13 protein-coding genes and 1 pseudogene are annotated in these 21,757 nt (G+C 70.9%); 7 read left to right on the forward strand and 7 right to left on the reverse strand.

The genetic code is table 11. The features are described from left to right. Nucleotides 1-27: 27 nt before the first annotated feature. Genes ACIBBH_RS15640 through ACIBBH_RS15655 form a run of 4 tightly spaced genes read right to left on the reverse strand, consistent with a single transcriptional unit; the run spans nt 28 to nt 3,998 of the window. Nucleotides 28-1,194 (reverse strand): thiolase domain-containing protein, encoded by a 1,167-nt coding sequence (locus tag ACIBBH_RS15640; protein WP_399404779.1) that lies wholly within the window; start codon nt 1,192-1,194, stop codon nt 28-30. Continuing rightward, on the reverse strand, nt 1,191-2,240 hold the full coding sequence (locus ACIBBH_RS15645) for a thiolase domain-containing protein (RefSeq protein WP_399404780.1): 1,050 nt from the start codon (nt 2,238-2,240) through the stop codon (nt 1,191-1,193). Before ACIBBH_RS15645 ends, ACIBBH_RS15640 begins: the two co-directional genes overlap by 4 nt. Continuing rightward, nucleotides 2,237-3,178: a Zn-ribbon domain-containing OB-fold protein gene (locus ACIBBH_RS15650; RefSeq protein WP_399404781.1), complete on the reverse strand. Its 942-nt coding sequence runs from the start codon at nt 3,176-3,178 to the stop codon at nt 2,237-2,239. Before ACIBBH_RS15650 ends, ACIBBH_RS15645 begins: the two co-directional genes overlap by 4 nt. Before the next feature lie 19 nt (nt 3,179-3,197). Next, entirely contained in the window at nt 3,198-3,998 is an 801-nt protein-coding gene (locus ACIBBH_RS15655) for a crotonase/enoyl-CoA hydratase family protein (protein ID WP_399404782.1), read from the reverse strand. Nucleotides 3,999-4,194: 196 nt separating this feature from the next. Here ACIBBH_RS15655 and ACIBBH_RS15660 point away from each other — a divergent pair, with 196 nt between their 5' ends. Continuing rightward, nucleotides 4,195-5,814 (forward strand): acyl-CoA synthetase, encoded by a 1,620-nt coding sequence (locus tag ACIBBH_RS15660; protein ID WP_399404783.1) that lies wholly within the window; start codon nt 4,195-4,197, stop codon nt 5,812-5,814. 86 nt (nt 5,815-5,900) lie between these two features. Next, nucleotides 5,901-7,571 carry a sulfatase gene (locus tag ACIBBH_RS15665; protein WP_399404784.1) on the forward strand — a complete coding sequence of 557 codons (1,671 nt, stop codon included), beginning with the start codon at nt 5,901-5,903 and terminating at the stop codon, nt 7,569-7,571. A gap of 18 nt (nt 7,572-7,589) precedes the next feature. On the opposite strand, the pseudogene ACIBBH_RS15670 reads toward ACIBBH_RS15665, so the two are convergent. Next, nucleotides 7,590-7,763, reverse strand: a pseudogene (locus ACIBBH_RS15670) (alpha/beta fold hydrolase); the annotation flags it as partial. A 139-nt stretch (nt 7,764-7,902) separates the two neighbouring features. On the opposite strand from ACIBBH_RS15670, the gene paaK reads away from it, so the two are divergent. Continuing rightward, nucleotides 7,903-9,198, forward strand: coding sequence for a phenylacetate--CoA ligase PaaK (paaK, locus tag ACIBBH_RS15675; RefSeq protein ID WP_399404785.1), 1,296 nt, complete (start codon nt 7,903-7,905; stop codon nt 9,196-9,198). 281 nt (nt 9,199-9,479) lie between these two features. Next, the gene (locus tag ACIBBH_RS15680) at nt 9,480-10,127 is read left to right on the forward strand and encodes a hypothetical protein (protein ID WP_399404786.1); all 648 of its coding nucleotides are present in this window, start codon (nt 9,480-9,482) and stop codon (nt 10,125-10,127) included. 210 nt (nt 10,128-10,337) lie between these two features. Here the strand turns inward: ACIBBH_RS15680 and ACIBBH_RS15685 are convergent, their stop codons facing one another. Beyond that, nucleotides 10,338-11,858, reverse strand: coding sequence for an acyl-CoA synthetase (locus ACIBBH_RS15685; protein ID WP_399404787.1), 1,521 nt, complete (start codon nt 11,856-11,858; stop codon nt 10,338-10,340). 315 nt (nt 11,859-12,173) lie between these two features. Between ACIBBH_RS15685 and ccrA the strand changes: the two genes are divergently transcribed. The 3 genes from ccrA to ACIBBH_RS15700 all read left to right on the forward strand — a co-directional run bounded on the left by ccrA (nt 12,174) and on the right by ACIBBH_RS15700 (nt 14,902). Further along, entirely contained in the window at nt 12,174-13,496 is a 1,323-nt protein-coding gene (gene ccrA, locus ACIBBH_RS15690; RefSeq protein WP_399405110.1) for a crotonyl-CoA carboxylase/reductase, read from the forward strand. Nucleotides 13,497-13,913: 417 nt separating this feature from the next. Then, nucleotides 13,914-14,399, forward strand: coding sequence for an ATP-binding protein (locus ACIBBH_RS15695; protein ID WP_399404788.1), 486 nt, complete (start codon nt 13,914-13,916; stop codon nt 14,397-14,399). A 263-nt stretch (nt 14,400-14,662) separates the two neighbouring features. Continuing rightward, nucleotides 14,663-14,902: a hypothetical protein gene (locus tag ACIBBH_RS15700; RefSeq protein ID WP_399404789.1), complete on the forward strand. Its 240-nt coding sequence runs from the start codon at nt 14,663-14,665 to the stop codon at nt 14,900-14,902. Nucleotides 14,903-15,001: 99 nt separating this feature from the next. On the opposite strand, the gene ACIBBH_RS15705 is transcribed toward ACIBBH_RS15700, so the two are convergent. Next, entirely contained in the window at nt 15,002-21,709 is a 6,708-nt protein-coding gene (locus tag ACIBBH_RS15705; protein WP_399404790.1) for an SDR family NAD(P)-dependent oxidoreductase, read from the reverse strand. Between the last annotated feature and the right edge of the window lie 48 nt (nt 21,710-21,757).

Consider the following 21,757-nt stretch of genomic DNA (forward strand, 5'->3'; position numbering starts at 1 on the left):
GCCGACAGGCCACGTGAGGGGGACCTTTCAGGAGTCGGGCGGTTCGGAGCCGACGAGCCACATGGAGAAGAACTGCGACCCGCCGCCGTAGGCGTGCCCGAGGACCTTGCGGGCCCGCTCCACCTGGTGATCTCCGGCCTGTCCGCGCACTTGGAGGGCGGCCTCCGCGAAGCGGATCATGCCGGAGGCGCCGATGGGGTTGGTGGACAGGACACCGCCCGACATGTTGACGGGCAGATCCCCGTCGAGCTCGGTCACCCCGGACTCGGTGAGCTTCCAGCCCTCGCCCTCCTCGGCGAAGCCCAGGTTCTCCAGCCACATGGGCTCGTACCAGGAGAACGGCACGTACATCTCGACGGCGTCGATGTCCCGGCGCGGGTCGGCGACGCCCGCCTGCCGGTAGACGTCGGCGGCGCAGTCCTTGCCGGCCTGCGGGGAGACGAAGTCCTTCCCGGCGAACAGCGTCGGCTCGCTGCGCATGGCACCGCCGAGCATCCAGGCGGGCGGCCGGGGCGCGCGGGCGGCTCCGGCGCGGTCGGTGAGGACCATCGCGCAGGCGCCGTCGGAGGACGGGCAGGTCTCCGAGTAGCGGATCGGGTCCCACAGCATCGGGGAGGCCTGGACCTTCTCCAGGGTGATGTCGTGCTCGTGAAGGTGGGCGTAGGGGTTCTTCAGGGCGTTGCGCCGGTCCTTGTAGGCGACCAGGGAACCGACCGTGTCGGGGGCCCCGCTGCGCCGCATGTACGCGCGCACGTGCGGGGCGAAGAAGCCGCCCGCGCCGGCCAGCAGCGGCTGCTGGAAGGGAATGGGCAGGGACAGTCCCCACATGGCGTTCGACTCGGACTGCTTCTCGAAGGCCAGGGTGAGGACGGTGCCGTGGACGCGGGCGGCGACGAGGTTCGCGGCGACGAGGGCGGTGGATCCGCCGACGGATCCGGCGGTGTGCACCCGCAGCATGGGCTTGCCGACCGCGCCGAGCGCGTCGGCGAGGTACAGCTCGGGCATCATCACGCCCTCGAAGAAGTCGGGCGCCTTGCCGATGACCACGGCGTCGACGTCGGCCCACGTCAACCCGGCGTCGTCCAGGGCCCGTCGGGCCGCCTCCCGGACGAGCCCGGCGATCGACACGTCCCGGCGGGCCGCCACGTGCTTGGTCTGGCCGATCCCTGTGACGGCCACGGGCTCCTTGCTCATCGGGGATCCCCCTCGAGTACGGCGACCAGGTTCTGTTGCAGGCAGGGGCCGGAGGTGGCGTGCGCGAGCGCCCGGTCGGAGTCCCCGCGGTGGACGCGGGCGGCGGCCTCACCGATGCGGAGGAGTCCGGCGGCCATGACCGGGTTTGCGGCGAGGGCCCCACCGGAGGGGTTGACCGCGACGTTGTCGTCGAGTCGCAGGACCTTGCGCAGCACGACCTCCTGCGAGGTGAACGGCGCGTGCAACTCCGCGGTGTCGACGGGACGTTCGAAGGCACCGGCCTGCTCGGCGGCCAGCCGGGTGGACGGCGAGTCGGTCAGGTCGCGCACGCCGAGGCCGTGGGCCTCGATGCGGTGGTCGATGCCCCGGATCCAGGCGGGCCGCGCACACAGCCGGCGGGCCCGGTCCCCGGCCGCGAGGATCACGGCGGCGGCACCGTCCCCGATGGGCGGGCAGTCGCCGCTGCGCAGGGGCCGTACGAGGTAGTCGCCCCGCGGCACCGAACCCCGCAGCTGTGCGTGGGGGTTGCTGGCGGCGCTCGCCCGGTTGCGGGCCCCGATGGCGGCGAGCGCGGGCTCGTCGGTCTCCCCCGCGTCGATCAGCGCCTGCGCCTGGAGCGCGGCCAGGGCCACGGAGTCGGGCCAGAGCGGGGCGACGTAGTACGGGTCGAGCTGCCGGGTGAGTACGTCACGCACCGAGCCGGGCGAGGACTTGCCGTACGAGTAGACGAGCGCGGTGTCGGCGTCCCCGGTGAGCAGCTTGGTCCATGCCTCGTACAGCGCCCACGCGCCGTCCATCTCCACGTGTGACTCGGAGATCGGCGGCCAGGCGCCCACGCCGTCGAGAGCGAGGGTGAAGGAGAAGGCGCGGCCGGCGAGGTAGTCGCTGGATCCGGAGCAGGTGAAGCCGATGTCGGCGGTCTTCAGGCCGGCCTGGTGGAGTACGTCGTGCAGCACCGGCATGAGCATCTCCACCTCGGAGTGCTCGTCGCTGGTGCGCCGGTGGTCGGTCTGCGCGAAGGCGACGACCGCGATGTCCCGCGTCACAGCAGCTCCTTGTACGTCTCGTAGTCCGCGTCGGGTTCGCCGGTGGGCCGGTAGTGGTCGGGGTAGCGGGCCCCCTCGGTCCACACCGGTTCGACGCGCAGGCCCATGCGCACCTGGTCGTAGGGGATGCCGCCGATGCGGGCGTGCAGGGCGAGGTCGGCGCCGTCGAGGGCGATGTGCGCGTAGACGTACGGCACCTCGATGTCGAGGTTCTTCGCCTTGATGTTGACGATGCAGAAGGTGGTGACCGTGCCGCGCGGGCCGACCTCGACCTGTTCGGAGGTGGCGACACCACAGGTGGGGCAGGCACCCCTGGGCGGGACGTACACCTTGCGGCAGGTCGGGCAGCGCTCCCCGAAGGTCCGCCGGCCGGACAGGGCGGTGATGTAGGCGGACTGGGCGCGGCCGGGCGAGTAGGTGTAGTCGAGGCGGGCGGGGGCGACGATGCCGGTGACCGGGTCCGCGAACTCGCCCGTACGCACGGTGGCTTGGGCTTCGTCACCGTCGTACGGCTCGAAGCACGCGATGTCGGTGATGGCGCCGGAGCGTTCCTCGGCCCAGCGGATCCGGACCCGCATACCGGTGTGCACGGCGTCGGGGCCGGGGGCGTCGAGGGCGTGCAGCAGGGCGGTGTCGGCGCCGTCGGGCCGGACCAGGACCCAGGCGAACGGGGTGTCGAGGGGCTGGCCGCGGCGGGGTTCGTGGTTCCAGGCCCAGGTGGTGACCGTGCCGGTGGGGGCGACCTCGACGAGGTCGCGTATCTCCTCGGCGGTCACGGGGTCGTACTCGACGGGCGGGACCAGGGTGCGTCCGTCACCGGTCTTCACCCCGAGGACGACGCGTTCGCGCAGTCCGGTGAGGAAGGCGCTCTGGACCGGGCCGAGGGAGCGGGTGAAAGGGAACTCCACGACGAGTGGCGCTTTGAGGACTGCTGGCATCGAAGGCTCTCCTCGAAGGTCAGGCGCGCTTGTAGACGGGGGGCCGCTTCTCCGCGAAGGCGCGGGCGCCCTCCTTGGCGTCGGCGGTGTCGAAGACCGGCCAGCCGCGCGTGAGTTCCGCGGCCAGGCCGTCGGACTCGGTCATCTCGGCGGTCTCGTACACCGACGCCTTGACGGCCTCGACGGCCAGCGGCCCGCAGGCGTTGATCTGCTCGGCGATCTCCAGCGCCTTGGCGAGTGCCGTGCCGTCGGGGACGACGTGCCCGACCAGGCCGATGCCGGCGGCCTCGCGGGCGGTGTACGGCCGTCCGGTGAGCAGCATCTCCAGGGCGTGGGTGCGCGGGATCTGGCGGTGCAGACGGACCGTGGAGCCGCCGATCGGGAACAGTCCGCGTCTGACCTCGAACAGGCCGAAGGTCGCGGACTCGCCCGCGACCCGGATGTCGGTTCCCTGCAGGATCTCCGTGCCGCCCGCGACGCAGGGGCCCTCGACGGCGGCGATCACCGGCTTGCGCGGGCGGTGGTGCCGCAGCATCGCCTTCCAGTGCAGGTCCGGGTCGGCCTTGAGCCGGTCCCGGTGGTGCTGCCCCTCCATGCCCTTCCCGGCCAGCGCCTTGAGGTCCATCCCGGCGCAGAAGGCGCCTCCGGCTCCGGTGAGCACGATGGAGCGGACCGCGTCGTCCTCGTCGGCCTCCAGCCAGCCGTCGTACAGCCCGACGAGCATCGGCAGCGAGAGCGCGTTCCTGGCCTCGGGCCGGTTGAGCGTGAGCACCAGCGTGGCGCCTTCGCGCTGCGCGGTCAGGTGTTCGGTTCCACCCATCGCCCATCTCCCCTCTGACAGAACGAGAACAGGTTGCAGTAGCGGAGGAGGCACTTCAAGGGTTTTCTGACAGACAGTCAGATTCTTTCGGCACGGGGCCTTCACAGTTGGCGCGCCCTTTGCTCTGATGACCGGCGAACCGACGGATGCGCCTTTCTTCGCGAGTGTCGCCGGGTCGCCGGGGTCAGGAGGAGCGGTGGAGTACAACCTTGCCGACCTGTTCGAGTCGGTCGTCGACGTGGTCCCGGACCGCGAGGCGCTCGTGTACGTCGACCACCCCGGCTCCGGCGAGGAACGCCGGCTGACGTACGCGGAGCTGGACGCGGCCGCGAACCGCGTGGCCCACCATCTGATCGACAGCGGGATACGCACCGGCGAGCACCTCGGGCTCCACCTCTACAACGGCGTCGAGTACCTGCAGACGGTGCTCGGCTGCCTGAAGGCGCGGATCGTGCCCGTCAACGTCAACTATCGTTATTCGGAAGAGGAGTTGGTCTACCTCTACCGGGACGCGGACCTCGCCGCGCTGGTCTTCGACGGGGAGTTCACCGACCGGGTGGCGGCGGCGGTGCCGCGTGCGCCGAAGCTGCGGCACCTGCTGCGGGTGGGGTCGCCGGTCTCCGGGACGGCCGGGGTGGCCGTGGTGGCGTTCCCGGAGGCCGAGGCGGCCGGGTCGCCCGGGCGGGGCTTTCCGGCGCGTTCGGGTGACGACCAGTTCATCATCTGCACCGGCGGGACGACCGGCATGCCCAAGGGTGTGATGTGGCGTCAGGAAGACCTGTTCTTCGCCGGGCTGGGCGGCGGTGCCCCGACCGGCGAGCCCGTGAAGAAGCCCGAGGAACTCGCCGAGCGGGTCGCGGCGGGCGGCTCCGGGATCACCTTCTTCCCCACTCCCCCGCTGATGCACGGCACCTCCACCCTCACCGCGTTCATCGGCTTCAACTTCGGCCAGCGGGTGGTCATCCACCGCAAGTTCGTACCCGAGGAGGTGCTGCGGACCATCGAGAAGGAGCGGGTCACCAGCATGTCCCTGGTCGGCGACGCCATGCTGCGGCCGCTGATCGACGCACTGAACGGGCCGATGAAGGGCGCCGACTGCTCCTCCCTGTTCAGCGTGTCCTCCTCGGGCGCGATCATGTCGGAGACGGTGCGCCGGCAGTTCCGTGAGCTGGTCCCGAAGGCCATGCTGCTGAACAACTTCGGCTCCTCCGAGTCCGGCTTCAACGGCACGGCGACGGACGACTCCGGCCCCGAGCGCGGCTTCCGCATCCGCGTCAATTCCCGTACGCGCGTGGTGGATCCGGCCACCCACGAGCCGGTCGCGCCGGGCGAGACCGGCCGGGTCGCCCAGTGCGGCCACGTACCGCTCGGCTACTACAACGACCCGGGGAAAACCGCCGAGACCTTCTTCGAGAAGGACGGCCGGCGCTGGGTGCTGCTCGGTGACATGGCGACCGTCGACGAGGAGGGCGTCGTCACCGTCCTCGGGCGCGGCTCCCAGTGCATCAACACCGGCGGCGAGAAGGTCTATCCGGAGGAGGTCGAGCAGGCGCTCAAGTCGCACCCGGACGTGTACGACGCGCTGGTGGCGGGGGTGCCGGACGCGACCTGGGGCAACCACGTGGCGGCGGTGGTGCAGTTGCGCGAGGGTGCGGCGCGGCCGTCCCTGGCCGACATCCAGGCCCACTGCCGTACCCGTCTGGCCGGGTACAAGGTTCCCCGCCAGTTGGTGATCACCCAGTCCATCCAGCGGTCGCCGAGCGGCAAGGCGGACTACCGGTGGGCCCGGGAGGTGGCGGTGGCGGCGGATCCGTAGCCGGCCAGGTGCCGGCGTAGTCTTTGCGGACGGTTGGCCTCGGCTCTGAACGGCAGGTGCCGAGCCACGGACGGAAAGGCCTTCGGGTGTCGCACCCCACTCCTCCAGGCTGGTTCGCCTGGCGGCGGAAGTATCCGCGCGTCACCCGCGGGGTCACCGTCGGCACCACCGTCCTGGCCGCCGCCCTCGTCCTCGGCGCGCTGCTGCTGCCGAACCAGCTCGACCGGCTCACCCTCACCGCGTTCCTGCGCATCCCGGCGGAGGGGATCCTGCTGGCGGGCCTGCTGCTCGCGCTGCCGCCGCGGGCGAGGCGGGGCACGGCGGTGGTCACGGGCGTGCTGCTCGGGCTGCTCACCGTTCTCAAGTGCGTCGACATGGGCTTCTACTCGGTGCTGGTGCGCCCCTTCGACCTGGTGCTCGACTGGATCCTGCTCGGGTCCGCCGTGGAGTGGGTGCGGGAGTCGTTCGGCCGGACCGGAGAGGTACTCGCGGTGACCGCGGTCCTCGTCCTCGTCGTGGCGGTCCTCGTCCTCACGACGCTCGCGACGGTCCGTCTGTCCGACCTGATGGCCCGCCACCGCCCGGCGGCCACCCGGACCACGCTGATCCTGGGCACGGCCTGGATCACCTGTGTCACGCTCGGGGTGCGGCTCGGGGACACCCCGGTCGCCTCGAAGATCGACGCCGAGCTCGTCGACAACCGGGTCCAGCAGGTACGGGCGGGCCTGAAGGACGCCCGGGTCTTCCAGCGGCAGGCCGCCGTCGACGCGTTCGCGAACACGCCGCCGGACCAGCTGCTGACCGGGCTGCACGGCAAGGACGTGCTGTTCACCTTCATCGAGAGCTACGGCCGTACGGCGATCGAGGATCCGGCGATGGCCCCGCGGATCGACGAGGTCCTCGAGGACGGCACCGCCGGCCTGGAGGCGGCCGGGTTCAAGGCGCGCAGCGGCTGGCTGCGGTCGCCGGTGACCGGAGCCGGCAGCTGGCTGTGCCACTCCACGTTCCTCTCCGGTCTGTGGATCAAGAACCAGCAGCGCTACCGCAGCCTCACCTCCAGCGACCGCATGACCCTCACCCGCTACTTCCAGAAGACCGGCGCCTGGCGCACGGTCGGCGTCGTGCCGGGGGTGCGCCGGGCCTGGCCGGAGGGCAGGTTCTTCGGACTCGACCACATCTACGACTCCGAGCACCTCGGCTACCAGGGCCCGTACTTCAGCTGGACTCCCGTGCCCGACCAGTTCAGCCTGGAGGCCTTCCACCGGCTGGAGTTCGGCAAGCGGGACCGGGGCCCGATGATGGCCGAGATCATCCTCGCCTCCAGCCACAACCCCTGGGCGCCCGTCGCCCACATGATCGAATGGAATGGCCTCGGCGACGGCTCGGTCTTCCACCAGATCAAGAAGGAGGGCAAGAACCCCAAGGAGGTCTGGAAGAACCCGGAGAGCGTACGGACCGAGTACCGGGGCGCCATCGAGTACTCGCTGCGCAGCCTCACCGAGTTCCTCCAGCGCTACGGCGACGAGAACACGGTCCTGGTCTTCCTCGGAGACCACCAGCCGGTACCGACCGTCACCGCGGGCAGCACCAGCAGGGACGTGCCGGTCACGATCGTCGCCCACGACACGAAGGTCCTGGAGCGGGTCTCCGGCTGGGGCTGGACGGCGGGCCTGAAGCCGGCCCCGAACGCTCCGGTCTGGGGGATGGACCGGTTCCGGGACCGGTTCATGACGGCGTACGGGCCGAACGGGGGCTGAGCGCGGCCGCCGACGCGGTCACCTGCCGTCGACGAAGGCGGCGACCCGGCGCACGAACCACCGCGGGTCGTCCAGCCAGGGATAGTGACCGGCGCCGGGCTGGACCGCAAGTTCGGCGTGCGGGAAGGCGTCGGCCGTGCGACGGGCCAGGTCGGGGTCGGGGCCGCCGTCGAGTCCGCCGGCGAGGACGAGGGGGCCGCCCGCAACGGAGTTCCCTCGATGCGGTCAGACCTCTTGCCCAGGCGGACCCGGCCTGCATTTACTGATCCCCGAACATCTCGACCGAACGATCGGTCGACCGGCTGGACGTGGTCGGCGAAGGAGAAGGCCCATGGCGGACGCGAGGGATCTGCTCGACGCGGGAGAACGGCTCGACGCGCAGGAGTTGCGGGCGCTGCAGCTGCAGCGGCTCCAGGCGTCACTTCTGCACGCCTACACCCATGTGCCCTTCTACCGGGAGGCCTTCGACAAGGCCGGGGTGCACCCGGAGGACTGCCGCTCACTGGCCGACCTGGCGCGCTTCCCCTTCACCACCAAGGCCGACCTGCGGGAGAACTACCCGTACGGGATGTTCGCCGTGCCCCGCGACCGGATCCGCCGCATCCACGCCTCCAGCGGCACCACCGGACGCCCCACGGTGGTCGGCTACACGGAGAAAGACCTGTCCATGTGGGCCGACATGGTGGCCCGTTCGATCCGGGCGGCGGGCGGCCGGCCCGGCGACACGGTCCATGTGGCGTATGGCTACGGGCTGTTCACCGGTGGCCTTGGAGCCCACTACGGCGCCGAGCGCCTGGGTTGTACGGTCGTCCCGGCATCCGGTGGCATGACGGCCCGGCAGGTCCAGCTGATCCAGGACCTCCGGCCGGGGATCATCATGGTCACGCCCTCGTACATGCTCACGCTGCTCGACGAGTTCGAGCGGCAGGGCGTGGACCCGCGCTCGACCTCCCTGCGGGTCGGCGTGTTCGGGGCCGAGCCGTGGACCGAGGAGATGCGGCGCGAGATCGAGGAGCGGTTCGCGATCGACGCGGTGGACATCTACGGGCTGTCCGAGGTGATCGGCCCGGGCGTGGCCCAGGAGTGCGTGGAGACCAAGGACGGCCTCCACATCTGGGAGGACCACTTCTTCCCGGAGGTCGTCGATCCGATCACGGGCGAGGTGCTGCCGGAGGGCAAGGAGGGCGAACTGGTGTTCACCTCGCTCACCAAGGAGGCCATGCCGGTGATCCGCTACCGGACGCGGGACCTGACGCGGCTGCTGCCGGGCACGGTGCGCGTCTTCCGGCGGATGGAGAAGATCACCGGCCGCAGCGACGACATGGTGATCCTGCGCGGAGTGAACCTCTTCCCGACGCAGATCGAGGAAATCGTGCTGCGCACACCGGGCGTGGCCCCCCACTTCCAGCTCCGCCTCACCCGCGAGGGCCGCCTCGACGTCCTCACGGTCCGTGCCGAGGCCCGCCCCGACGCCGGCCCGGAGTCACGGGCGGCGGCCGCACGGGCCATCGCGGCGGCCGTGAAGGACGGCATCGGCGTCTCGGTCGCGGTGGAGATCGTCGATCCGGAGTCGCTGGAGAGATCGGTGGGCAAGATCAGGCGGATCGTGGACCTGCGGTCGCGTTAGCAGGAACTCCGTCAGGTTGCTCTGGCTCTTGGGTTTGGGCTGGTGGTGGACGTTGGGGCAGGGGGCGGTGGCAGGTGGTGCAGGTGCCGGTCCAGCGAAGAAGGGCTCGGTTGCCGAGCGCCGACGGGAGAGCACGGCTAGGATGCACGGCGTCCCGAGGCTGTGCTCGTCACCGCTCGGAGAGCGAAGCAGGCAGTGGCCGAGGGGGGCTCATGTCGGATGAGATGCCGACTCGGGAGTACCGGGCGTCTACGTCCACTACCAGAACGGTGTTTCTCCTCATGGGTCTCAGCCTCGCCGGCGCGGCGGCGGGGCTCGCGACCGTCGACGGAATGCCGGGCCGGCTCAAGGTGGCGATCATTGTCTGTCTGACGGCTCTGCTCGTCCCTCTGCTGGCGTGGAGTTCGCGGAGCGCGACCGTAATCTCCCGTGAGTGTGTGACGGTCAAAGGACTCAGACGTGCGGAACGGACGGCCTGGCGGGACATTCAGGGCATCGAGATCGAGCCCGGCCCGGGGAGCCGTCCGAGAATGCTCACGGTGATGTACGACCGGCAGGGGCGCCGCACGGCGCTGCCGCACCTCGACGACCGGAACGTGGCATCGCTGGAGGACGAAGTACTCGTCCTGCGTGCCCAGTGGGAAGGGCTGCGCGGTGAGGACTGGCAGCCGGTCCAGCGGGTGGTCACCGCGCAGGGGCTTTTTCTCGACCTGGCCGGTGCGGTGATGGTCGGTCTGACGGCCGCGCTGACGGCGATCATGTGGTCGGTTGGTGTTTTCGTCGTCCTGCTCATCAGCGGCGTGCTGGAGGACGCGGAGGACTACGGCCCGCCTCTGTCGGTCCTCCTCTCGGCCGAGATGCTGCTGATCGTGCCCGCCCTGGCGTTCGCGGTCACCACGATCCGGGCGATGCTGCGCCGGGAGCGCTGAGCCCGACTCCCTCAGGCGCGCACCGCGGGCCCCGCCTCCTGCGGCAACGGGGCCTGAGTGCGTGTTCACCCGAGTGAGGAGGGCGGACTGGCGGTCAGGGCCGCCGCCGTGTCGCAGCGGGCGGCTGGGGATGGGGTGCCCGGTGCTCGTGTGGCCAGGCTGGGGGTGCTCGGGGCGTACTGCGAGGTGTGCGATGCCCCGGACGATCTGTTAAAGATCAAGCCAGTTCCCTCCGCGTTCGCGGAACCGGTCCCTCAGGTCCCGTTTCAGGATCTTCCCACTGGCGTTGCGCGGCAGTTCGTCCACGAACACCACCCGCTTGGGCGCCTTGAAGTGGGCGAGTTTCCCGCGGGCGTGGGCGATCAGGTCGTCCTCGGTGACCTCGCCGCGCGCGACGACGAACGCCGTGACCGCCTCGATCCACCGATCGTCGGGAAGGCCCACGACCGCGACCTCGGCCACCTCGGGATGCGTGTACAGCGCGTCCTCGACCTGGCGCGAAGCGACCAGTACACCCCCGGAGTTGATGACGTCCTTCACCCGGTCCACGACCGTGTAGTAACCGTGGGCGTCACGCACCGCGAGATCGCCGGAGTGGAACCAGCCGTCGCGGAAGGCCTCGGCAGTCTCCTCCGGCTTGTCCCAGTAGCCCTCGCACAACTGCGGGGAACGGTAGACGACTTCGCCGGGCATGCCGTCCGGCACGTCCTTGCCCTCCTCGTCGACCACCCGCGCGTCCACGAAGAGCACCGGCCGCCCGCAGGAGTCCATCCGCCCCTTGTGCTCGTCGGGGCCCAGGACCATGGCCAGGGGGCCGATCTCGCTCTGGCCGAAGCAGTTGTGGAACGCCAGCTCCGGCAGGCGCTCCCGAAGCCTTTCCAGAACCGGCCCCGGCATGATCGACGCCCCGTAATAGGCCTTGCGCAGCCCGCCGAGGTCGCGGGTGGCGAAGTCGGGGCGGTTGGCCAGCCCGATCCACACTGTGGGCGGCGCGAAGAGACTGTCCACCCGCCCGGCCTCGATCAGGTCGAACAGCTCGTCGCCGTCGGGTGCGTCGAGGATGATGTTCGTCGCACCGACGGCCAGGTACGGCAGCAGGAAGGCGTGCATCTGGGCCGAGTGGTACAGCGGCAGTGAGTGCACGGGCCGGTCGCCCGCGCTGAGGTCGAGCGCGGTGATGGCGCTGAGGTACTCGTGGACCAGTGCCCGGTGGGTCATCATCGCGCCCTTGGGGAGCGCGGTCGTACCGGAGGTGTACAGCAGCTGCACCAGGTCCTCGGTGCGCGGCTCGGGGCCGTCGTGCGGCGGTGTGTCCGCCAGCCGGGCCAGCAGCGAGTCGTCGGTGTCGCGCAGGGGTAGCGACCTTGCGTTACGCGGAAGTCGTCCGGCGAGATCCGGGTCGGTGAGGACCAGCGCGCTGCCGGACTGACCGACGATGTAGCAAAGGTCGTCGCCGGTGAGGTTCTGATTGACCGGGACGTGCACCAGGCCGGCCCGGGCGCAGGCGAGAAAGGCGATGAGGTAGGCGTCGGAGTTGTGGCCGTAGGCGCCGACCCGGTCTCCGGGGGCCAGGCCCTGGCCGAGCAGGGCGCTCGCCGCGCGGGAGACGGCGTCGTCGAGTTCCTCGTAGGTCCACGAGCGTTCGCGGTACTCCACCGCGACGCGCGCCGGGGTACGCCGGGCGCTGCGCCGCAGCACCCCGTCGACCGTGCTGCCGTGTCCGGGCGTCATGACACATGATCCTCGGCTCGCCGCACGACAAGGTCAAGCGCCGAGCCAGGTACCGCGACGGCGAAAGCGGCCGGCAAGGGCGATGCGACCTCCTTCGGATGACGAATTCCGGGGCATTCCCCCGAGTGCCGGAAGTGCTCCGCATATCGGTTCGCGCCCTCGGGCCCGACGGCTGAGGATGTGAAGGGAGGCAGCCGACCGCACGCTGTGCGGTTGCGCCACCGGCGCGTCAAATGCTTGCTTGAAAAGAGATCGGAGAACGGCTCGTCCGACCACCGTCACGTCTGTGCCGCGGCATCACCAAGGGAGTCCTCGATGCAGCCATCCATGTCCGAAGCAGTCATCGCCGGAGCCGACCCCGCGGACCTGGAGTCCCTGCCTGTACCGGATTATTTCCCCGCGGCCACCGTTCGGGAGGAAGACGTAGGTATCTTCCAGTCCGTACACGACAAGGACGTACGGAAATCCCTGTACGTCGACCGGGTGCCCATGCCCGAGTTGGCTCCCGACGAGGCGCTCATCGCGGTGATGGCGAGTTCCATCAATTACAACACCGTATGGACCGCCATGTTCGAGCCTGTCCCCACCTTTCAGTTCCTCAAGCAGATGGGCCGGAGTGGCGGCTGGGAGGCACGCCATGACCTGCCTTACCACATCGTGGGATCGGACGCGTCGGGCGTCATCGTCCGGACGGGGTCGTCGGTACGGAAGTGGAAGGTGGGCGACCACGTCGTCATCTCGCCCGCCTATGTGGACGAACAGGACCAGGACACCCACCGTGACGGAATGCTCGGCGAGGGACAGAAGGCCTGGGGTTTCGAGACGAACTTCGGCGGACTGGCCCACTACGCCGTCGTGCGCGCCAGCCAACTGATGCCCAAGCCCGCCGCCCTGACCTGGGAGGAAGCAGCAGTCAACCCGTTGTGCGCGAGCACTGCCTACCGCATGCTCGTCAGTGAGCGCGGAGCGCAGATGAAGCAGGGGGACGTCGTCCTCGTGTGGGGAGCAACCGGCGGCCTCGGCGCCTACGCCGTCCAACTCGTCCTCAATGGAGGCGGCATCCCCGTCGGCGTGGTCAACTCCGAGGAAAAGGCCCGCGTTCTCGCAACCTTGGGGTGCGAAGCCGTCATCAACCGCGCCGACATCGAGAACGGAGATCCCGCACTTCTCCAGCGGCCCGACGGATGGAAGAAGATGGGGAAGGCCATTCGCGCCGCCGTGGGAGAGGATCCGCACATCGTATTCGAACATGTCGGACGGACGACCTTCGCCGCGTCCGTCTTCCTCGCCCGGCGGGGAGGTACCGTCGTCACGTGCGGGTCCAGCACGGGTTACGATCACGTTTACGACAACAGGTACCTGTGGATGCGCTTGAAGCGGATCATCGGCAGCCATGGTGCCAATCTGCACGAGCAGTGTGCGGTCAACCGGCTCATCGCCCTGGGACATGTGGTTCCGACCCTGTCCCGCACATATCCGCTGGACGAAGTGGGCGCGGCGGCGAGGAGCGTCCAGACCAACGAGCACATCGGCAAGGTAGGGGTGCTGTGTCTCGCCCCCCGCACAGGCCTGGGAATCACTGATCCACAGGCCCGGACCCGGATCGACGAGCGGCGCCTGAACGCATTCCGCAGGTGAGTCACGGCGTCCCGTGGCCCGGCCGACGGCCGGGCCACGGCCATGTCCGCATGCGTGTCAACACAAACCACGGAAAAGCATCCCATTGTGGAGCGCGTGGAGGCATTGCGACCATCCGACTAACTACACCGAGACCCCCACGCCTCCGAATACACCCTGTTTCCCACCGTCTTTTCCGCCTCCCCTGGGTACGGTTGCAGCGCCCTCATCGGTGTCGAGAACCCACGGACGCACCGCAGAAATGCCGGACGACCACCAGGAATCCGAATGGAAGAGAAGAACCGTCCTGCCTGCCACTTGATCGAAGGAGCATTCCGTGGCCCGGATTACGGTTGCCCGCTGCCGGACGCCTGCGGGCAGTGGCCTGCCTCGTTAGCCGAGGAGGCGGCTGGAGCGATAATCCTCAGGCTGCCGTGCGTGCCCAGATCGGTCTCCCCGTCACGGCGGCACGCACGCGAGGTACTGACGTCCTGGCAGGTCGATCCGTCCGTGGCGGACACCCTGGTCCTGGTGGTCTCCGAGCTGGTCACCAATGCCGTACAGCATGCCGCGCCGCCGACGGCGCCGCACCGGACCGTCACCCAGCGCTTCTTCGAACTGGCCCTGTACGCGCTGGCCGACCACGTCCGGGTGGAAGTGCGGGACAAGGACCGGAGCCTCCCGGTCCACGCGGCCGCGAGTGACTACGCCGAGGGGGGAAGGGGCATGGAGATCGTCCAGTGCTGCACATGCCGCTGGGGCGCCTACAGAGTGTGCACCGGCGGAAAGGTCGTCTGGTGCGATGTCGGCCTGGACGGCTCGCCCTGCCGCAGCGAGAGGCCCGTCCCCGCGGCACGGCCGGGTACGCCACCGCATGAAGACGGGGACCCGACCGTAAGCACCTGGCCGGGCCTGTCTGTTTGACCCGAGTGGAGCAGTGACCGGGGGCGCGCGGCTTCGTTCCTCAGGTCGTGAGCTCCCCTCTTACGGCCGGCCCGACACACGCCCAGTGGTTCACGGCACCGGCCCCATGGCCCGACACATCAACCGGCGAGGCCCAGTCGGCACACGTCGACGCCGAGCCGGGCACGCCCCTTCACTGGGGCGCCCAGGACGCGGCAGCAGCCCGCGCGAGAGCCGAGCCGCCCGCGGCCGCTCGGCAGGCTCAGAATCCGGCGCAGACGCCCATGCCGTCTCTGCCGCGACGACGGCCCGCCGCACCTCGCCACGCGCTCCCCCGCCCCGCCCACGACTTGCGGTCCACGCCGCTGTATGCGGCCCTGGTCCGCGAGTGGCGGGACCGAGGAGCGGTGCTTCCGGGCGTGGCGGACCAGGAGTGGCACCGGCTCGTCTCCTGGCAGGCCATGGAAGCGGACGTGCGCCGGACTCTGCGGAGCCTGCGCCTGCAGCGAACACTGCCCGAGTGACAGCACCGCGCCCGCGACCACGGCGGTGTCCGAGCGCCCGTCAACCGATGCAGCTGCCGGACGGGCCGGGCGAGCGACCGCGAGGGGGGGCTGTGGGTGTCATGCCGTGAGGCACCGTCCGAGGTGGCGTGCGATCACGGTGACGTGCGGCGGATCGATGAGGGAGAGGTGGTCGCCCTCGACGGGAACCACTTCCAGGCGGGGGCACAAGGGTGCCCAGCCGAGGTCGGTTTCCGTCCTCAGGTAGCGCGGGTCGAGCGCGGTCGTCAGTCGTTGCGCCTGCTGGGCGCGGTAGAGCACCACGTGGCCGGGATAGGGACGAGGTCTGTAGCGCTCGCCGACTCGGGCGTCGATGTACGAGGTCCGCTGGTGTTCCATGATGCTCGGGCTCATGTCGATGCCCGCCTCGGCCACCAGGCGCATGACGACGTCGATCTGCTGGTCGTCGGGGGTGGCCGCGAGCTCGTCGTAGGGCAGTCGCAGGTGATGGCCGTAGGTCTTGCCGATGTATTCGGCCAGTCGGCCGAAGCGCTCCAGCAGCAGTCGCGGTGAGTCCAGACCCGGAAGGGCAGCGGGAAGAATGGTGTCGATGAGCCCGAGGAAGTCGACCCTCTCCCCCGCGTCGGTCAGCTGTTGTGCCGTCTCGTAGGCGAGACAACCGCCGAAGGACCAGCCCAGCAGCCGGTAGGGGCCCCGGGGCTGGAGGTCCTTGATGAGGGTGATGTAGTGCGCGGCCTTGTCTTCCATCGTGCTCAGCGCGTCCAGCCGTTCCATCCCGTACACGGCCTGGTCGGCCGGCAGGAGTTGGGTCAGGGGCTGGTAGACGGACGTGGGGCCGCCGGCGGGATGGAAGGTGAACAGCGGTGGCCCGGAAGACTCCGTCGAAGGCCGGCGCAGCACGTTGACCACGCTGTCGCCGGTCGCATTGACGGCCGGCCTGATCAGTTCCGCGACGGCGGCGACCGTGCCCTGTGCGAGCACGTCCTCGGCGGTGAGACCCACCTCGGTGTCGCCCAGACGGCGGCGGATGACGCCGACAAGGTCTTCGGCAGTGCGCCGGTCGCCGCCGGCCGAGACGAAGTCGGCGCGGACGTCGGCCGGGTTCTGCCGAAGGACCTCGGCCCAGGCACCGGCCACCAGGCGCTCGGCGGCATCGCGAGGCTGGACGGCGGACGGCAGCGGTGGGGGCGCGGGAGCCGTTGAAGGGGCGTCGTCGGCTGTGGGGGACGGAGAGGGTGGTGCGTCCGTGCCTGCCGTGGCGAGCGGCAGTCCGAGGGCTTGCAGCACCGTGTCGCCGACCTCGCGCAGCGTCGCGCCGCGCAGCATGAGGTTTCCGGGCACGTCGACGCCGAAGTCCTGCTGGGCGGCGTTGCGGATACGCACCGCCATCAGCGAGTCCAGGCCGAGCTCCGGCAGCGGCACGGATTCGTCGAGGTCCGGCCCGCTGCGGCCCATGATGGCGGCTGTGCGTGCGAGGAGGCGCTGATAGACCAGGTCCGCGGCGCCGTCACCGAGGGCTTCGATGCCGGCGGGGCCGGGCCAGCCGTCCGTGGCCAGGTCGTCACCGCTGAGACTTCGGGAGAAGAAGGGGATCTCCGGCAAGCCGGCAAAGGTCTCCAGCAGGCGCGGTGTGTCGAGATGCAGGACACCGGTGTGTGTGCGCTGGTGGACGACGAGGGTGTGCAGGGCATCCAGCCCCTCGGGCACGCTGAGGGAGTCCACAGGCAGCGCCCGGTCGGTCGGGGCGGCGCCGGTGTCGCTCCAGGGGCCCCACGCGATGGACGTGGCGGGCCGGCCTTCCGCTCTGCGGCGCTGTGCCAACGCGTCCAGCCAGGCGTTGGCGGCCGCGTAGGCGGCTTGTCCGGGTGAGCCGAGCAGGGCCGCCGCCGAACTGTAGAACACCCACCAGTCGATGTCGTGGGAGGTCAGGGCGGCCTCGAGGTTGAGTGCGCCGGTGACCTTCGGACGCAGCACGGTGTCGAGGTCCGCGGTGTCCAGGTCGGTGATCATGCGATCGTGCAGGACACCCGCGCAGTGGGCGACTCCGCGCAGGGTGTGTCCCTGGCTGAGTGCGGCCTGCACCAGCCGCGGTGCCACGTCCGGGTCGGCGATGTCTCCCCGCACCACGGCGACGGAGGTGCCGAGGGCGCTGAGCCGGGCGATGACCGCCTGGGCCTCGGCGGTGGAAGGCCGCCTGCCGTTGAGAACGAGGCGGCCGGCGCCCTGCTCGGCCAGACGGCGGGCCGTCTGCAGACCGAGACCCGTCAGACCGCCGGTGACGATGTACGCGCCGCCGCCACGGACGAACGGCGCCTCGTACTGCTGTGCCGACAGGTCGGCGCGGACCAGGCGGGCGACGAGGCGGCTGCCGGCTCTCCAGACGACTTCGTCCTCGGCACTGTCGCCGAGCAGTTCCCGTACGAGGTTGTCCACGGCCTCGGGCTGGGTGTCGGTGTCGATCAGGCAGGCCCGCAGGGCGGGTTCCTCGATGGCGAGTGTGCGCACCAGACCGCGCAGGCAGGCCAGGTCCGGCCGGCCGGCTTCGCCCGGTGCCGCGGCGCGGCCTCGTACGGTCACCAGCCAGAGCCGGGGCGGACGCGCTCCGCGGGGACGGGAGGCGAGGTGCCGCGCGAGCCGTGTGGCGGTGTACAGGGCCTGGACGTTGTGGGACCGGGCTGGGTGGTCCAGCAGCAGTACGACCGCCCGGGGATCCTCCGGGTTGGTGTTCTCCAGCCAGTGATCGACCGGCTCGCCGATGTGCGCCGACGCGATGGCGGTGGTCGTGTGCACGTTCTTGGCTTCCAGCGCCGCGACGAGGGCGGCGGCCGGGGTGCTGTCCGCTCCGGTCGCGGGCTCGTCGGTCAGGAGCAGGGCGCTGCCGAGCCGGCCGGGGAGCGGAAGGGGTGCCTTCTCCCACTCGATCTCGTAGGCGAGCGCTTCCGTGGGCTTGGGCACCTCGCGGCACTCGACGGGCCGCAGCCGCAGTCCCGTTGCGGTGATGCGCGCCGGTGCCGTGCCGGCCACGACCTTCCAGCTCACACCGTGATCGCCGCTGCGGGTACCGGGGGCGCGGGCGGGTTCCGCAGCCGCGACGGTGTGGGGGAACGCCTCGATGGCGCAGGGCCCCGAGTCCGCCGCGAGGTCCTCCAGGCACAGGCTCCGCAGCGCGGTGGGGACGATCTCGGTGGAGGAGCTGCCGGCCGCGGTGTCCCTTGCGTCGGTGTCCGTGCCGGTTGCCACCGGTGCGTACAGCATCGCGGTGAGGAGCTCTTCGTAGGGGAGCTGGGCCGTTTCCTCCGGCGTGGCAGGAATCCAGTGAGTGGCCAGGGCGGGTGGAGTGCCGACGGTGTCGTCCTGCGCCGGCGCGGGATCGGTGCGCGCCCGTGCCGATGCGTAGCAGTGCCATGTGCCTTCCGCGGTCCGGGCGTTGACGGCGACGTTCGCGTGGGCACCGGCGGGTTCCCAGGTGAGGGTGACGGGTGTGCTGCCGGACAGCGGCAGCCAGCGGTGGATGGCGAGGTCCTCGATGCACAGGCCTTGGACGCCGTCCCGGCCGTGGACCTCCTGGGCGGCCGCGATCATGAGCGCGGCGGCTGCGGGCAGGGTGAGGGCCGGGCGGCCGTGCAGGCGGCGTCCGAAGGCGGCTGCCTCGGACGTGTCGAGGCCGGTCTGCCACAGCGCGGTGCCCGAGCGGGGGTCGACGACGCGACGGCCCAGCACGGCGTGGGAGGGGCCGATGACGCCGCCTGCCGGGCCGCGACGACCGAACCAGTGGCGCTCGTGGCGCCAGACGGGGCTGGGCAGCGGGGTCCGGGTGCCCCGGGGCCAGAGGCGGTCCTCGTCCACCCGCACTCCGGCGAAGTGCAGTCGGGTCAGTGCGGTACGCAGATCGGCGGCTTCGTCACCCCGCTTGTGCAGGAGGGGGAGGGCGACCGGCTCGGGGGTGGTTGCCGCGGTCCGCAGGATCTCGCCGAGGGGGATCAGGGCGACGGGATGGGGCGAGATCTCCAGAAAGAGATCGTTGCCGTCCGCCGCGGCCGCGGCCACCGCCTGGTGCAGGCGTACCGGGCGCCGCAGATTGGCGCACCAGTATCCGGCGTCCGCGGCCGCGGCGGCTCGTGGGTCGTCCAGCACGGTGTTGTACCAGGCGACGTCGGCCGGGCGGGGGCGCAGCCCGCTCAGCGCATGCCGCAGCTCGGGCACGATGGGGTCCACCGCGGGGGAATGTCCCGCGCCACCGACGTCCAGAAGCCGCGCGAGGCGGCCGTGGGCGGCGAGTTCGTCGACGAGCCGGCGCACGGGGTCCGCGGGTCCGGCGACCGTGCACCGGCGCGGGGAGGAATGCACGGCGATCTCCACGCCGGGAAAGCGCGACAGAACCCGCGTACGGTCCTCGACGGCCAGCTCGACGGCGGCCATGGCACCGGCACCTTCGGTGTCGAGGGCGGCCAGCCGCGCCGAACGGCTCAGGACGACGCGCAGGCCGTCGGACGGGTCGAGTGCTCCGGCGATGACCGCGGCGCCGACCTCTCCCACCGACTGGCCGATGACGGCGGCCGGATGCACGCCGTAGGCCCGCAGCGTCCGGGCCAGCGCGATGTGCATCCCGAACAGCGCGGGCTGGATGTGCTCCACGCCGCTGCCCGATTCCAGCCGGGTGAGCATGTGCCGCAGCCGGACGCCTGCCTGCTCCTGGTAGACGGAGTCCAGCTCGTCCACGGCGGCGGCGAAGAAGGGTTCGTCCTCGATCAGGCGCAGGCCCATGCCCTGCCACTGCGAGCCGTGCCCGGGGAAGACGAACACCGGGCGGCGGCCGGAGGACCGGTCCGCGGGGTTGTCGGTGCAGGGCGGCAGGATGCCGGGGGCTTCCTCTCCGCGTGCCAGGGCGGCGAGCCGGTCGGCCGCCTCCTGGTGGGTGCGTGCGACGACGGCAGCGCATGCCGGGCCCCTGCGGAAACGGGCCAGGGTGTGGGCGAGGTCTTTCAGCGCCGGCGCGTCGTCGGCCGCCGTCCGGTGGGCCAGGCCGGCGGCGGCGTCGGCGACGCGTTGCCGGGAGCGGGCCGTAACGACCAGCACGTGTGGCCCGGCCGCGTGGCCGCCGCCCTGTTCCCGCGGCACGGATGTGCTGTCGGCGGGGGTGGTCGCGGGCGCCTGTTCGAGGACGACATGCGCGTTGGTTCCGCCGAAGCCGAACGCGGAGACGCCGGCTCGGGGCGGGTGGTCGCGCTTGGGCCAGGTGGTGGGCGCTGTGACGACGCTCAGCCGCAGGCCGGTGAAGTCGATGTGGGGGTTGGGCGTGTGGAAGTGCAGATTGGGCGGGATGCGCCGATGGTGCAGGGCCAGGACCGTTTTGATCAGGCCGACGATGCCTGCGGCGCCCTCCAGATGGCCCAGGTTGCTCTTCACGGAACCGATGAGGAGGGGCTGGTCGTCCGGTCTGTCACTGCCGATGACGGCGCCCAGGGAGCCCGCCTCCATGGGGTCTCCCAGCAGGGTTCCGGTCCCGTGCGTCTCGACGTAGTCGATGCTGTCGGCGTCGACCCGCGCGTTGCGGAGCGCGCTGCGCAGCAGGCTTTCCTGGGCGGCGGGGTTGGGGGCCATCAATCCGGCCGAGCGGCCGTCCGAGTTGACCGCCGTGCCTTTGATCACGGCCAGGATCCGGTCGCCGTCGCGCTCGGCGTCGGTGAGTCGTTTGAGGACGACGACACCGCAGCCCTCTCCTCGGGTGATGCCGTCGGCGGCGGCGTCGAAAGGCTTGCAGCGTCCGTCCGCGGCCAGTGCCCCCGCCTGCTCGAACGACGCCGTGATCGCGGGTGACAGCAGGAGGTTGACGCCTGCCGCCAACGCGGTGTCGCACTCGCCGCCGCCCAGGCTCCGGCAGGCCTGGTGCACCGCCACCAGGGACGCGGAGCAGGCCGTGTCGATGGTCAGGCTCGGACCGTGCAGGTCGAACAGATAGGACAGCCGGTTGGCGGCGATGCTGCCTGCGGCCCCCGTGCTGGTCCACGGCGTCAGGCGGGTGGGGTCCGAGGTGGTCAGGTGTCCGTATTCCAGCGCGCTGAGGCCGACGAACACGCCGGTGTCGCTGCCCTCGAGGCTGTGCGCGGGACGTCCGGCATGGTCCAGGGCCTCGCAGCTGACTTCCAGCAGCAGGCGCTGCTGGGGGTCCATGACCTTGGCCTCGCGCGGGGTGATGCCGAAGTGGTCGGCGTCGAAGGCCTCGATGTCGTCGAGGAAGGCGCCCCGGCGGGTGGTCCGTTCCAACAGCGCGTCGGCGCCGGGACCGGTGGCGAAGTCGCGCCAGCGCCGGTCGGGAACGTGACCGACGAGGTCGCTGCCCGCGAGGAGGTGCTTGAAGAAGGCCCGGGGTCCGTTGATGCCCCCGGGCAGGCGGCAGCCGACACCGATGACGGCGATGGGACAGAACACCGGGGACGAGCCGCCGCGGTCGTCGTCGGAGGCCGTCGTCGTGGCGGACGCGGGGGACGCGCGGCGCTCCCGGATCTCCGGCTCGCCCTCCGGCGCGGGCCGCTGAACGCCGCCCAGGTGCTCCACGAGGCGTTCGACGGTCGGGTTCTCCCACAGCAGGGTGGCCGGCAACGGCTTGTTCAGCAGGCGTTCCAGACGTCCGGACAGGCTGACGGCGGCACGGGAGGTCAGGCCGTAGTCCACCAGGGGCCGGCGATCGTCGAGTTCGTCCTCTGGCACGCCGCAGGTTTCGGTGATGAGCGTACGCAGGGCTGCCCGTAGTTCGGCGGCGGACGGCGCCCGCCCGGGTTCCGCGGCCGATTCCCTGCCTGGTTCCATCTGTCTCTCCCTGCGTGCGCCCTGGTGCGGTGCCGTCTTGTGGCGTTG

Source organism: Streptomyces sp. NPDC051636, assembly GCF_044453765.1.
In the GTDB taxonomy this organism is placed as follows: Bacteria; Actinomycetota; Actinomycetes; order Streptomycetales; family Streptomycetaceae; genus Streptomyces.